The sequence below is a fragment of the Streptomyces sp. NPDC031121 genome, assembly GCF_055570615.1.
In genome coordinates, this window is sequence record NZ_JBVIGV010000005.1 from 97,130 (window position 1) to 110,199 (window position 13,070).

General features: G+C 73.9%; 13 protein-coding genes and 1 tRNA gene. 2 read left to right on the forward strand and 12 right to left on the reverse strand.

Annotated elements, in window-relative coordinates; genetic code table 11:
* Positions 1 to 89: 89 nt before the first annotated feature.
* The 12 genes from ACZ462_RS10620 to ACZ462_RS10675 form a co-directional block, all read right to left on the reverse strand.
* Positions 90 to 1,256 (reverse strand): lipid-transfer protein, encoded by a 1,167-nt coding sequence (locus tag ACZ462_RS10620; RefSeq protein WP_467805739.1) that lies wholly within the window; start codon positions 1,254 to 1,256, stop codon positions 90 to 92.
* A complete protein-coding gene (locus ACZ462_RS10625) occupies positions 1,253 to 1,675 on the reverse strand; it encodes a MaoC family dehydratase (RefSeq protein ID WP_467805738.1) in 423 nt (140 codons plus the stop codon). Before ACZ462_RS10625 ends, ACZ462_RS10620 begins: the two co-directional genes overlap by 4 nt.
* A complete protein-coding gene (locus ACZ462_RS10630) occupies positions 1,672 to 2,778 on the reverse strand; it encodes an acyl-CoA dehydrogenase family protein (RefSeq protein ID WP_467805737.1) in 1,107 nt (368 codons plus the stop codon). Before ACZ462_RS10630 ends, ACZ462_RS10625 begins: the two co-directional genes overlap by 4 nt.
* Entirely contained in the window at positions 2,778 to 3,725 is a 948-nt protein-coding gene (locus tag ACZ462_RS10635) for a bifunctional MaoC family dehydratase N-terminal/OB-fold nucleic acid binding domain-containing protein (RefSeq protein ID WP_467805735.1), read from the reverse strand. Before ACZ462_RS10635 ends, ACZ462_RS10630 begins: the two co-directional genes overlap by 1 nt.
* Positions 3,722 to 4,879: an acyl-CoA dehydrogenase family protein gene (locus tag ACZ462_RS10640; RefSeq protein ID WP_467805734.1), complete on the reverse strand. Its 1,158-nt coding sequence runs from the start codon at positions 4,877 to 4,879 to the stop codon at positions 3,722 to 3,724. Before ACZ462_RS10640 ends, ACZ462_RS10635 begins: the two co-directional genes overlap by 4 nt.
* Positions 4,880 to 5,053: 174 nt before the next feature.
* A complete protein-coding gene (locus ACZ462_RS10645; RefSeq protein WP_467805733.1) occupies positions 5,054 to 5,500 on the reverse strand; it encodes a DUF6344 domain-containing protein in 447 nt (148 codons plus the stop codon).
* A gap of 194 nt (positions 5,501 to 5,694) precedes the next feature.
* A tRNA-Ser gene (locus ACZ462_RS10650) sits at positions 5,695 to 5,779 on the reverse strand.
* Positions 5,780 to 5,818: 39 nt separating this feature from the next.
* Entirely contained in the window at positions 5,819 to 6,787 is a 969-nt protein-coding gene (locus tag ACZ462_RS10655) for a trypsin-like serine peptidase (RefSeq protein WP_467805732.1), read from the reverse strand.
* A 170-nt stretch (positions 6,788 to 6,957) separates the two neighbouring features.
* Positions 6,958 to 8,016 (reverse strand): YeiH family protein, encoded by a 1,059-nt coding sequence (locus ACZ462_RS10660; protein ID WP_467805731.1) that lies wholly within the window; start codon positions 8,014 to 8,016, stop codon positions 6,958 to 6,960.
* Positions 8,016 to 8,570, reverse strand: coding sequence for a cysteine dioxygenase family protein (locus ACZ462_RS10665; protein WP_467805729.1), 555 nt, complete (start codon positions 8,568 to 8,570; stop codon positions 8,016 to 8,018). The genes ACZ462_RS10660 and ACZ462_RS10665 overlap by 1 nt, the downstream gene beginning before the upstream one ends.
* 119 nt (positions 8,571 to 8,689) lie before the next feature.
* Complete coding sequence (locus ACZ462_RS10670; RefSeq protein ID WP_467805728.1) at positions 8,690 to 9,595, reverse strand: LysR family transcriptional regulator; 906 nt, start codon at positions 9,593 to 9,595, stop codon at positions 8,690 to 8,692.
* Positions 9,596 to 9,717: 122 nt separating this feature from the next.
* Positions 9,718 to 11,232: a S1C family serine protease gene (locus tag ACZ462_RS10675; RefSeq protein WP_467805727.1), complete on the reverse strand. Its 1,515-nt coding sequence runs from the start codon at positions 11,230 to 11,232 to the stop codon at positions 9,718 to 9,720.
* Between the two features lie 231 nt (positions 11,233 to 11,463).
* On the opposite strand from ACZ462_RS10675, the gene ACZ462_RS10680 reads away from it, so the two are divergent.
* Complete coding sequence (locus tag ACZ462_RS10680) at positions 11,464 to 12,264, forward strand: glycerophosphodiester phosphodiesterase (RefSeq protein ID WP_467805726.1); 801 nt, start codon at positions 11,464 to 11,466, stop codon at positions 12,262 to 12,264.
* An 85-nt stretch (positions 12,265 to 12,349) separates the two neighbouring features.
* Complete coding sequence (locus tag ACZ462_RS10685; RefSeq protein ID WP_467805725.1) at positions 12,350 to 12,952, forward strand: ATP-binding protein; 603 nt, start codon at positions 12,350 to 12,352, stop codon at positions 12,950 to 12,952.
* The last annotated feature ends 118 nt before the right edge of the window (positions 12,953 to 13,070 follow it).

The following is a 13,070-nucleotide window of genomic DNA, read 5'->3' on the forward strand; positions in this document are numbered from 1 at the left end:
GGCCCCAGGTGCCGAAGGGGGATCCGCCTCAAGTTGTATGCGTGGGGACGGCCCGACCTCCTGAAGGTGGACGGCCGCCCCGCTCCGGCTCAGCCGTCGGTGCCGAGGATCAGGCCGGAGGTCGGGACCCCGGTCCCGGCGGTGACCAGCACGCGGGCCGCTCCGGGGACCTGGTTGACAGAGCTGCCGCGTAGCTGGCGGACCGCTTCGGCGATGCCGTTCATTCCGTGCAGGTACGCCTCCCCGAGCTGGCCGCCGTGGGTGTTCAGCGGCAGCGCGCCGGCGGCCACGAAGTCGGCGGCCTCGCCGGGCTTGCAGAAGCCGAACCCCTCCAGCTGCATGAGTACGAACGGCGTGAAGTGGTCGTAGAGGACGGCCACGTCGATGTCCTCGGGGCGCAGTCCGCTGGTGCGCCACAGTTGGCGGGCGACCACGTCCATCTCGGGGAGGCCGGTGAGGCCGCCGCGGTAGAAGGAGGTCATGCCCTCCTGGCGGCGGCCCGCTCCCTGGGCGGCCGCGGTGATCACGGCCGGCCGGTGGCGCAGGTCGCGGGCCCGTTCGGCGGTGGTGACGACGACCGCCTGGCCGCCGTCGGTCTCCTGGCAGCAGTCCAGCAGCCGCAGCGGTTCGGCGATCCAGCGGGAGGCCGCGTGGTCGGCGAGGGTGATGGGCCTGCCGTGGAACCAGGCGGCCGGATTGTTCGCGGCGTGGCGGCGGGCGGTGACCGCGACGTGTCCGAAGACCTCGGGGGTGAGGCGGTGGACGTGCAGGTAGCGGCGTGCCGCCATGGCCACCCAGGAGGCCGGGGTGAGGAGCCCCCAGGGCAGGGACCAGCCGAGGGCGGCTCCCTCGGCCGACGGCTCGCGCTGCTGGACGCCCGAGCCGAAGCGGCGGCCGGAGCGCTCGTTGAAGGCGCGGTAGCAGACGACGACCTCGGCAACGCCGGCCGCGACGGCGAGCGCCGCCTGCTGGACCGTGGCGCAGGCGGCCCCGCCGCCGTAGTGGATGCGGGAGAAGAAGGACAGCTCGCCGATGCCGGCGGCCTGGGCGACCGTGATCTCGGGGCTGGTGTCCATGGTGAAGGTGACGAGGCCGTCGACGTCGGCGGGGGTGAGGCCGGCGTCGTCGAGGGCGGCGTGCACGGCCTCGACGGCGAGCCGGAGCTCGCTGCGGCCGGAGTCCTTGGAGAACTCGGTCGCGCCGATGCCGGCGATGGCCGCGCGGCCGCCGAGGAGGTCGCGGGTGCGGAGGCTCATGCCGCTCCTCCGGAGGTGCCGCCGGCCCTCGGCGGCGGCGCGGGCAGGACCACCGTGACGGTGCCGGCGACGTGGTGGCCGATGCCGTTCGCGCCGACGACGCGGATCTCCAGCGTGTCCCCGTCCGCGGCGGTGACCGTCCCGGTCAGGGTCATGGTGTCGCCCGGGTGGTTCGGGGCGCCGAGGCGGATGGCGACCTTGCGGAGCACCGCCCCGGGGCCGAGCCGGTCGGTGATGTACCGGCCGACGAGTCCGTTGGTGGTGAGGATGTTCATGAAGATGTCGGGGGAGCCCTTCTCGCGTGCGAGATGGGCGTCGTGGTGGACGTCCTGGTAGTCGCGGGAGGCGATCGCCCCGGCGACGATCAGGGTGCGGGTGATCGGGATCTCCAACGGGGCCAGCGTGTCGCCGACGTTCATGCGCGCTCCCCCTCTGCTGTGCCGGCCCGGGGCATGCGGGCCCCGCCGGGGGCGTCCACCCCGGCGAGGCCGTTGTCGGATGCGGCGAGGAGGGCGCCCAGTTCGGCGAGCAGTTCGCTGCCGCAGCCGAGGTAGGCGTCCAGTTGCCGGCCCCACAGGAAGTGCCGGTGCACCGGGTGTTCCAGGTCGGCGCCGGCCCCGCCGTGCAGGTGCTGGCCGGCGTGGACGACCCGCCTGCCGGCCTCCGAGGCCCACCAGGCCGCCGTCAGCGCGTGCCCGTCAGCCGGGAGGCCCTCGTCGATCCGCCACGCCGCCTCGTACGCGGTGACCCGGATCGCCTCCGTGTCCATGTGGGCGTCCGCCGCCCGAAGCAGCACGCCCTGATTCGCGGACAGCGGCCGCCCGAACTGCTCCCGGGTGGAGGTGTGTTCCACGGCGCGGGCCAGGGATCCCGCGCACACCCCGGCCTGGAGGCCGGCGAACGCGGTACGGGCGGCGGCGAGGACCGCGGCGTACGCGTGCGGCCCGTCTCCGAGTCGCTCCGCCTCGGTGCCGGACAGGGTGAGCCGCCCCGCCGACCAGGGGGCCGTCGTCTCCGCCGGTTCGGCCGCCACACCGGGCGCGTCCGTCCGTACGAGCCACAGGGTCCGGTCGGCGTCCGGGACGAGGACGTGGGTGGCGTCGCGCAGCCACGGCACCGCGGGGAGGGTTCCGGTCAGCCGGCCGTCGGGGGCGGCCGTGACGCGGCCGCGGTCGGGGAAGGCGCCGGTGGCCACCGCCTCGCCCGTGCCGAGGGCGGGAAGCAGGCGCCGCCGCTGACCAGGGGTGCCGTGTGCGGTGACGGGGAGGACGCCGTAGGCGCAGGTGGCGGCGTACGGGACCTGGGCGGTGGTGCGGCCCTGCTCCTCCAGGACGAGGACGAGACCGAGCAGGCCCGTGTCCTCGACGGCGGCGACCAGCCCGCAGTCGCACAGGGCCTTCCACAGTTCGGCGTCGCTGCCGGAGCCTGCGGCTGCGAGGCGCTCGGGGGTGGACAGGTCGCGGAAGACACGGGCCGCCAACGCGGCCGCGGCGGCCTGCTCCCCGCCGGGGCGGAAGTCCATCAGGCTTCGCTCCCTCCTCGGAAGACCGGCAGCTCCAGGTCCTCGTCGACCCGGAGGAACTCCAGGCGGACGGGCATGCCGATGCGGACCCGGTCGTGCGGGACGCCTGTGACATTGGTGATCATCCGTACTCCTTCGGCGAGTTCGACGAGCGCGACCGCGTAGGGCGGGTCGAACGCCGGGAAGGGCGGGTGGTGCATGACGACGTAGCTGAAGACGGTGGCCTCGCCGCAGGCCTGCACGGTGTCCCACTCCAGGCTCGCGCAGGCGTTGCAGCCGGGCAGCCAGGGGAAGCGCAGGGCGTCGCAGGAGGTGCAGCGCTGGATCAGGAGCCGGTGCTCGCGGACGCCGTCCCAGAAGCCCTGGTTGTCGCGGTTGACGACCGGCCGGGGCCTGCGCGGGCGGGCGGGGGCCGCGCCAGGCGCGGCCGGGGCGGGGGCGGGGGCCGGGGCGTACTTGAGGATCCGGAAGCGGTGGGTTCCGGCGGGTTCACCGTCGGCCTGCACGTTCATGCGGGTGGTGACGAAGTGGCCGGTGCCCAGGCGGGTGGTCTTGCGGGGCGACACGGACTCGATGACCGCGTCGAAGGTGACGGTGTCGCCGGGCCGCAGCGGGCGCAGGTACTCCTGTTCGCAGTCGGTGGCGACAACGGAGGTGCAGCCGGCGCCGTCGAGAAGGGCGAGCAGCTCGTCGTAGGCGTCCGACCGGCCGCCGTGGCCGGAGAGGCCGCCCATCGTCCAGGCCTGGAGCATGCTGGGCGGGGCGACGGCGTCCGGCCCCCTGTAGGCGGGGTTGGCGTCCCCCATCGCCTCGCACCAGTGGCGGATCATCGCCGCATTGACGGGGTCCTTCCCCCGGCCCCCGGTGACGGCGGGCCGGCCCTCGAAGGCCCTGAGGCGTGCCAGGAAGCGGTCCGCCTCCGGCCCGGCGCCGTCCGCCGCGGTCACCGCTTCCCGCCCCGCATGCCGAGCCGCATCACGGCGACGATCTCACGCTGCACCTCGCTGACGCCGCCGCCGAAGGTGTTGATCTGGGCGGCCCGGTTCATCCGCTCCAGCTCGCCGCCGGCAAAGGCGCCGGGCTCCCCGCCGCGCAGGAGGGCCTCCTCGCCGACCGCCTCCTGGCATATCCGGTACACCTCGACGGCCGTCTCGGTGCCGAAGAACTTGACGCCGGCCGCGTCGCCCGCGGTGAGGGTGCCGGCGCCGACGTCCTGGACGAGCCGCCAGTTGAGCAGGCGGACGGCGGCCAGCCGGGCGTGCGCCTCCGCCAACCGGGACCGCACCCACGGCCGGTCGGCGGGCCGCTCACCGGTGGCCGGGTCGGGGGTGCGGGCGTACCGCAGCGCGGCCCCGTGGAACTCCTCGGCCTGCATGCCGAGGGCGGCCAGCGCGACGCGCTCGTGGTTGAGCTGGTTGGTGATCAGCCGCCAGCCGCCGTTCTCGGGACCGACGAGGTTCCCGGCGGGCACCCGCACGGAGTCGTAGTACGTGCAGGTCGTCGTGAGGCCGCCGACCGTCTCGACCGGCGTCCAGGAGAAGCCGGCGGCGTAGGTGGGAACCAGGATGATCGATATGCCCGCGTGCCGGGGCGCGTCGGGGTCGGTGCGGCAGGCGAGCCAGATCCAGTCGGCGTGCTGGGCGTTCGAGGTGAAGGCCTTCTGCCCGTCGACCACCCATGCGTCGCCGTCGCGGACGGCGCGGGTCCGCAGGGATGCGAGGTCGGTGCCGGCGCCGGGCTCGGTGTACCCGATCGCGAAGACGGCCTCGCCGGCGAGGATCCGGGGCAGGAACCGGTCCTTCTGCTCCTGTGTGCCGTACTTCATCAGGGTCGGCCCGACGGTGTTCAGGGTGACCATGGAGACGGGCGCCCCCGCCCGCTGCGCCTCGTCGAAGAACACGAACTGCTCGTCCGCGCCGCGTCCGCGGCCGCCGTACTCGACGGGCCAGCCGATGCCGAGGAGGCCGTCGGAGCCCATGCGGCGCAGCAGGGCACGCCGGTCCTCCTGGTCCGCGGGAGGGCCGTCCGGCAGGAGGTCCTGGAAGTAGGCGCGCAGCTCGGCTCGGAGCCGCAACTGCGCTGCTGTCGGGGCGAGGTGCACGGTGCAGGCCTCCCGGCGTCACGACGTCACACAAATCTGACTGTCCGTCAGATTCGTCGTGTCTGTCAAGACTCGGGACCCCGCGGCCGCCGCCGCCGACACACAAGGGCCGCTCCGTCCGGAAACCCCACCGTCTCCCGGCCCGGCGGCCCATCGCGCTCAACCCAGCACGCCCTACGCGGCGCGCGCGAACCCCTCCTGCCGCGCACGCACGGCCGGCACCCGCCGCACGACCGGCACTCCTACGGACGCGCCGACGGCGGCAGACCCGGCAGCCTTGCCCGCATCCCCTTCCGCGCAGGGAAGCCCGACCCGGGCACCAGCCGCGGCGCCGACGGCGGACCGGCGGACGGAGGGGGACTTGCCGTGGGCCTCGGCCCGGATCCGCTGCTTGATCGTCGGCGGAAGCGCCGCACCCCGCACCTCCGCCGGCCACACCCACCGCACCACCGGCACGGCCGCCCGGACCGGAGCCACCGGGGTGGCCCACGCACGCGCCTCTCCGACGCGGACCCCGGCCACGGCGGCCTTGCCGCGGCGGAACCCGAGAGCGGCGAACACCGCGAGGAGCAGGGCGGTGAACACGGTCCACACGGAGCGGGCGGTAATGCGCTGAGCCATGGCGGGGTGCCTCGTTTCGCGATGTTCCGACGGGCGGATCTGCATACATTCGACATGATGTGTCCGCAACCGCACGCCGACCCTGCCCCGCGCCGATCGTCCGACAAACACCACCCGAACGCACCAGAGCGCAAAAAGGGGGGCGCCCCGTGTTCGGGGCGCCCCCCTTCGAGGTCAGCGCGGTGGCTGGGCTGCGGTGGGTGTGGGATTTGAACCCACGGTGGCTTGCGCCACGACGGTTTTCAAGACCGTTCCCTTAGGCCGCTCGGGCAACCCACCTGGCCGGTACAGAGTACCGGGAGGTGGGAGGCTTCCGGGTCAGGAATTCTGGGCCTTGTCGTAGACCGCCTTGGCCTCGTTGCCGAAGTACGGGCCGAACATGCGGTTCGGCAGGAAGGTGTAGCCGAAGCTGTTCACCGACACCTGGGTGCCCAGGCCCGTGGCCTCGTCGAAGTCCTGGAACCAGGGGCCGCCGCTGGATCCGCCCGTCATGTTGCAGCCCAGGCTGTGGTCCCTGGTCAGCAGGAAGTCCTTGCCGCTGTTGCCGCTGCAGTAGACCAGCTTCGAGCCGTCGTACGGCGAGGCCGCCGGGAAGCCGAAGGCGTACATGCGCTTGTTGTAGCCGCCGTTGAAGAGCAGGCCCTGGGCGCCGACGACCTGGCTGAGCTTCTGTCCGTTCAGCGGGGCGACGACGGCCAGGCCGACGTCCATGTTCATGTCCTCGCTCGCCGCCCACTTGTCCGTCGCGAAGGTCTGGGTGGCCGTCCACTGCCCGTAGGGCGCGTTCCCGTTGTCGTAGCCGGGGACGAAGATCCAGTTCGTGTGCCAGGAGCCCTGGTACTTCACGCAGTGGCCGGCGGTCATCACCGTACTGCCGTTGGCGCTGGTCACGGAGTCGCCGGAGCAGGAGGCCGTCCGGCCGCCCAACGTGAAGAACACCCGGCCGGAGGTCTTCACCACCGCCCCGCCGCCCGTCCAGGCACCGCCCGCCTGCGGGAAGGCGGCCGGCGAGACCGCGGCGGGCGCCGCCGAAGCCGGTGTCGGAGCGATCAGCGTGGGGCGGTCCGAGGTGGCGGCCGGGGCGCGCGGCACAACCCCGGGTGCCGCGACGATGTCCAGCGGGACGGCGCCGCGCATCCGTTCGGCGGTCCAGAAGCCCTCGGTGTGCTGCTGGCGGAACGAGGCGGGGCCGTCGGCGGCGGCCGCGGGGGCGGCTCCCGTCAGGGCACCCGCGATCAGGGCGCCCGCGGCCAGGAGGACGGATGCTGCCGTGCGATGACGATTCACGCAGACTCCTTCTGCCGTGCCCGGTCCGGCGGGGGCCGGGCAGGGTGGGGGTGAAGAGCTGTCGGTGCGGATCGGCGGCAGGGTCGCACGCGTGGGACGAGAAGTCAGGAGACGGTCGGCGTTCGTTCGGATCCGGCCAGCATTTGGCCGACTCCCATACGTCCCCGGGGTCACATGGTCAGCAGCACTCCTGCGTACGAGACGCCGGCGACCACCGCCCACGCGGCCAGCCCGAGCAGGGCTGCCCGGCCCCCGGTCCGCGCCATGGACGGCAGGTCCACCGCGCTGCCGAGCCCGAACAGCGCCGCGGCCAGCAGGAGTTCCTGTGCCGTGTGCGCCCAGTCCAGGGCTGCAGCCGGGAGTACGCCGGTGGCGCGCAGCACCGCCGCCGCGAGGAAGCCGGCCACGAACAGCGGCACCGGGGCAGGCCTGCGTCCCGACGGCGTACGCGCTCCGCGGCGCCGGGCCCGCAGCGAGAACGCCACGGCGGCCACCAGCGGGGCCAGGAGCGCGACGCGCATCAGCTTGACCAGGACGGCCTCGCCAAGGGCGTCCGGGCCCGCGGTCTGGGCGGTGGCCACGACCTGGCCGACGTCGTGGACGCTCGCGCCGACCCACCGCCCGAAGCCCTCGTCGGATAGCCCCAGGGGGTCATGGAGGAGGGGGAGCACCGCGATGGCCAGCGTGCCGCACAGGGTCACCAGCGCGACGGATGCGGCGACGTCTTCCTCGTCGCTGCCCGACACCTGGCTCACCGCCCCGATGGCCGAGGCGCCGCATATCGAATACCCCGTGGCGATCAGCAGCGGCTGGTCGCCGGGCAGGCCGAGCCTGCGGCCCAGCCAGACCGTGCCGAGGAAGGTGGCCGCGACCACGCCCGCCACCATGGCCACCGTGGCCCAGCCCAGCCGGAGCACCTGGTCCAGGCCGAGGCCGAGGCCCAGCAGCACGATGCCGATCCGCATGAGCCGCCGGCCGGCCAGCGAGAGACCGTGCCGGGCGACTCCGCGCACGGTGTGCCGCAGGACGGGGAGGTGCGCCGCGGCGATGCCGAGGACCACCGCGGCCGTCAGCATCGGGACGCCCGGCAGCAGCCGGTGCACGCACCATGCCGCTCCCACACCGCCCGCGGCCATCGCCAACCCCGGCCAGGAGGGCGGTGTTTCACGTGAAACAATCCGGCCGCCGGACCCGCCTGCCGCCCGCACCGGGCGGTTGAGCAGGGCCATCAGCCGATCGGGAGCGTGTAGACGCGGCGGACGCTGCTGCCGAGCCGGGCGACGTCGGCGCCGTAGACATGGATCGAGATCGCCTTCGAGCCGCAGGAGTTGCGGACCTTGTGGATGTCTCCGGGCGGGGCGAACCCGCAGACGTCTCCCACCCCGTTGACGACGGTCTCGGTGGCCACCAGGCGTGCGGCGGACGTCTCCGTGGCAGGGACGAGCCGGTAGCGGAGCTCGCCCTCCTGGCCCTGGTGGACCCCTGCCACGCACCAGGAGACGTGGTCGTGGATGGTGGTCTCCTGACCGGGCAGCCACACCAGGGCCACCACCGAGAAGCTGCCGTCCGGCTCGGCGTGCAGCACGTGCTGGCGGTAGCGGTCCGCGCTGCCCTCGCACTGCCCGGGGGTGAGCAGGCCGGGCGCCCCCAGGTGCGGGGCCAGGCGCTCGCACACCTGGTGGGCGGTCTGCTCCGGGGTGAGGCCCCGGTCGACGACGGTGCGTATCTCACGGACGAGGGCGGCCATCCTCGTGGTCGTACGGGCCGGCGCGGTGGTGGTCATAAGGGCAGCGTCGAGGCGCCGACCCATCACGTCCAACGACAGTTCTCACCCGAAAACCCAACCGCCGCTTATGGGTCGTCCTCCGCGGCGGCTCCCGCCCCGGAGCCCCGTGGACGGGGTCAGCAGCCGACGCGGTTCGACGCCACCGTCTTGAGGGCGTCCAGGGCCACCGCCGTCGCCGGGATCCGGAGGTGGTCGCGGTAGACGTACGCGGCGATGTGGCGGCGGGCGGCCGGCTGGAGGGCACGCCCGCAGACCCGGGCCAGGGAGAGCGACGGCAGCAGCAGGGCGGGCATCATGGCGACGCCGAGCCCCTGCCCGACCATGCTCTGCACCACCAGGTTGTCGTCGGTGGCGAAGCGGATGTCGGGGACGAACCCGAGTTCGGCGCACTCGTGGAGCAGGTTGGCGCGGCAGCGCGGACAGCCCGCGATCCAGCGCTCCTCCGCGAGGTCGGCGAGGTGGACGGCCCGGCGCCGGGCCAGCGGGTGGCCGGTGGGCAGCAGCACCGTGAGCTGGTCCTCCATCAGCCTGATCTCCGCCACCTCCGCCGGCAGCTCCTCGTGGAGGCCGGGATAGGTGAAGGCCAGGGTGATGTCGCACTCGCCGCGCTCCAGCCTCCGCAGCGACTCGGGCGGCTCGCATTCGAGGAGTTCGACCTGGATGCCCGGGTGGTCCTTGGCGAGGCTGCTCAGTGCCTCCGGGACGAGCGTGGCGTTGGCGCTGGGGAATCCGCAGAGCCGCACCCGTCCCGTGCGCAGCCGGGCGTACGCCTTCAGCTGGGATTCCGCGGCGGTGAGGGTGCCGAGGATGGACTCGGCGTGCCGGGCGAGGGATTTCCCGGCCTCGGTGAGTTGCATGGTGCGGCCCACCCGGGTGAAGAGCGGGGTTCCGGCGGCCCGTTCGAGCGCCTTCATCTGCTGCGTGACCGCCGGCTGCGTGTACCCGAGGGCGCGGGCGGCTGCCGAGTAGCTGCCGGCGGCGACGACCTCGTGGAACGTGCGTATGTGCCGCGAATCGAACACAGCGAAAGCATAAGCGGACGTTGGGAGGGGCCGTAGGCGGATTCCCGCCCGCGGCCCCTCCCCATCCGGCCAGTGCCGGTCCGGCGCTCGGCCGGTGCCGGGTCCTGCGCCGGCCGCCGCCCCTACTTGTCGCCGACGCGCGAGCCGAGCGTGATGTCCACGGTGGTCGGCTTGCCCTCGCGCAGGTACGTCAGCTTCACGACATCGCCCGGCTTGTGCGTCCAGATCTCGCTGATGAGGGTCGGGCCGCTGTCGATCGGCCGGTCGCCGAACCGGGTGATGATGTCGCCGGGCCGCAGGCCGGCCTTGCCGGCGGGGCCGTTGGGGTCGACCAGTTCGTTGGCCGGGGCGCCCTGCTCGGAGATCTTCGCGCCGTCGACCTTGGACTGGAGGTCGACGGAGACGGAGATCACCGGGTAGACGGGCTTGCCCGTCTTGATCAGCGACTCGGCGACGTTCTTCGCCTGGTTGATCGGGATCGCGAAGCCGAGGCCGATCGAGCCGGCCGCTCCGCCGAGGCCGCCGCCGCCGGCCGACTGGATCGCCGAGTTGATGCCGATCACCGCACCGCGGCCGTCGAGCAGCGGGCCGCCGGAGTTGCCGGGGTTGATCGAGGCGTCCGTCTGGAGGGCGCTCATGTACGAGCTCTTGCTGCCGGAGCCGTCGCCCGAGGCGACGGGGCGGTCCTTGGCGCTGACGATGCCGGTGGTGACCGTGTTGGACAGGCCGAAGGGCGCACCGATCGCGATGGTCGCGTCGCCGACGGCGACCTTGTCCGAGTCGCCCAGCGGCAGCGGCTTCAGGCCGGCCGGCGGGTTCTTCAGCTTGATCACGGCGACGTCGTAGCCCTGGGCCCGGCCGATGACCTCGGCCTCGTACTTCTTGCCGTCGGAGAAGGTCGCGGAGAGCCGGCCGCCGTTGGCGGCGGAGGCGACCACGTGGTTGTTGGTGAGGATGTGGCCCTGCTGGTCGTAGACGAAGCCGGTGCCCGTGCCGCCCTCGCCGTCGCCCGCGGAGGCCTGGAGGGTGACGACGCTGGGCAGGGCGCCCGCCGCCAGGCCGGCGATCGAGCCCGGCTCGCGCTTGAGGTCCTTGGGGGTGTTGCCGGCGGTGATCGTCGTCGAGCCGAATCCGTTGTTGTTGCGGTCGGCGGCCCAGTAGCCGACGCCGCCGCCGACACCGCCCGCGAGGAGGGCCGCCGCCAGCACCGCGGCGACGAGGCCGCCCTTGCCGGGGCGCTTGGCCGCCGCGGCGCCGTCGTGCGGGAACGCACCCCAGCCGGCGCCGTGCCCGCCGCCCGCACCGTACGCGGGGACCGCGGGCGGCGGGGGCGGCCAGCCGCCCGCTCCGTGCGCGGCCTCGCCCGGGTGCGGGGCGGGGGCCTGCGGGTAGGCGTACGCTGCCGCGGCCGGGGCCTGCGGCGGGGCGGGCGGGACCGGCCGGGCGTGCTCGCCGCCGGGCGCGGAGGCCGGCGGCATCTGCTGGGTCACCGGCTCGGCGGCGGGCTTGGCGGCCGCCGGGGGCGCGGGGTGGGGCGCCGGGGCGGCGGGCGTCTCGGAAGCGGGAGCCGCCGCCGGGGGTGCCGACGGGGCCGCAGGGGGCGTCGGGGCCGGCGTGCCCTCGTTCTCGGTGCTCACAGCGCTCTCTCCTCGTCACACGCGACTTCAAACTGGTGATACGGCCCGACTGAACGTTCGACGTGCCACACAAGTTCCTGGGCCAAGCGTTCCCCATGGCCCGTCAGAGCACTGTAAGCCGGACCTGTGCGTCTCCCCCATCCTTTATGCCCGGCATTTCGGGCGCATCCCCGGACGCCCGCCGCCGCACCGCCGACGCACCGCCCGCCCCCGCGGTGGCACCATGACCCGGTGACCCACGCAACGCCGCCGCCCATCCAGGTCGTCGCCCACCGGGGCGCCTCCGAGGACGCCCCCGAGCACACCCTGGCCGCGTACCGGAGGGCCATCGAGGACGGCGCGGACGCCCTGGAGTGCGACGTCCGCCTCACCGCGGACGGCCACCTGGTCCTCGTCCACGACCGCCGGGTCAACCGCACCTCCAACGGCCGCGGCGCGGTCTCCGCACTGGAGCTCGCCGATCTCGCCGCCCTCGACTTCGGCTCCTGGAAGGACCGCGAGGAGTCGCCCGACTGGGTGGCCGACCCCGAGCGGACGTCCGTCCTGACCCTGGAGCGGCTGCTGGAGCTCGTCGCCGACGCCGGCCGCCCGGTCCAGCTCGCCGTCGAGACCAAGCACCCGACGCGCTGGGCCGGACAGGTGGAGGAGCGCCTCCTCTTCCTCCTCAAGCGCTTCGGACTGGACGCGCCGCCCGCCGAGGGGCCGCACCCGGTCCGCGTCATGAGCTTCTCGGCACGCTCCCTGCACCGGGTACGGGCGGCCGCCCCGACGGTTCCGACGGTGTACCTGATGCAGTTCGTCACCCCGCGCATGCGCGACGGGCGCCTGCCTGCGGGTGTGCGGATCGCTGGTCCGGGCATGCGGATCGTGCGCAACAACCCCGGCTTCATCCGGAGGCTCAAGAACGCCGGACACCCCGTGCACGTCTGGACGGTGAACGAGCCCGACGATGTTCAGCTCTGCGCTGATCTGGGTGTGGAGGCGATCATCACCAACCGGCCGCGGCAGGTTCTGTCCCAACTCGGGCGCTGACCTCCCCATTTGCCCACCTGCCCCCGGCGTCACACCGGTGACAGGGCGTGCCCCGGCGCATCCCCTCCGCAACCATTCGTCATGAATGCGTCAGAGGGCCCGGCGCCGTCGGTTTCCGGTCCGGACCGGTGGGGCATCCAAACCATGGCGTGGGGCTAAGGAGGTTCCGGGGGTGGCGTTGGTGATGGCACAGGAAGTGCCCACGTCGTCGTGCATGGACGTACGCCATGGTCCTGCGGGCGTGGGCGAGGCGCGGCACCGGATGCGCGAGGAGCTGCGCCTCAGCGGGGTGCCCGAGTCCGTAGCGGACGACGCCGTGCTGATCCTCTCCGAGCTGCTCAGCAACGCCTGCCGCCACGGCCGGCCGCTGGACACGGCCGGAACCGGGGGCGGCGGGGTCCGTGCCACGTGGCGCATCGACGGGGCCGGGCGGCTGACGGTCGAGGTGACGGACGGGGGCGGGCCCACGCGGCCGCTGCCGTCGACCCCCTCGGTCACGGCGCACGGAGGCCGGGGGCTGAACATCATCAGCGCCCTCTCGGTGGACTGGGGCGTCAGGGACGGAGCGGCGGGCGAGGTCACCGTCTGGGTGATCGTCGCGTGCGGGCCGCGGCACGGCGATTTCGCTACGCGCGTTGCGGCACCGGTCCTCGACTTCGCGACCGCATTCGACGACCTGGCTCCCTGACACGGTCCGCCGGGAGCGCACGCCGACCGCGCCCCCGGCCGCACCCGCCGGGCCACGGCGGTACGAGCGGCTAGGCTCACGCCCAGACGCAACAGCCGTACCGCCGCACCCGGGAGAC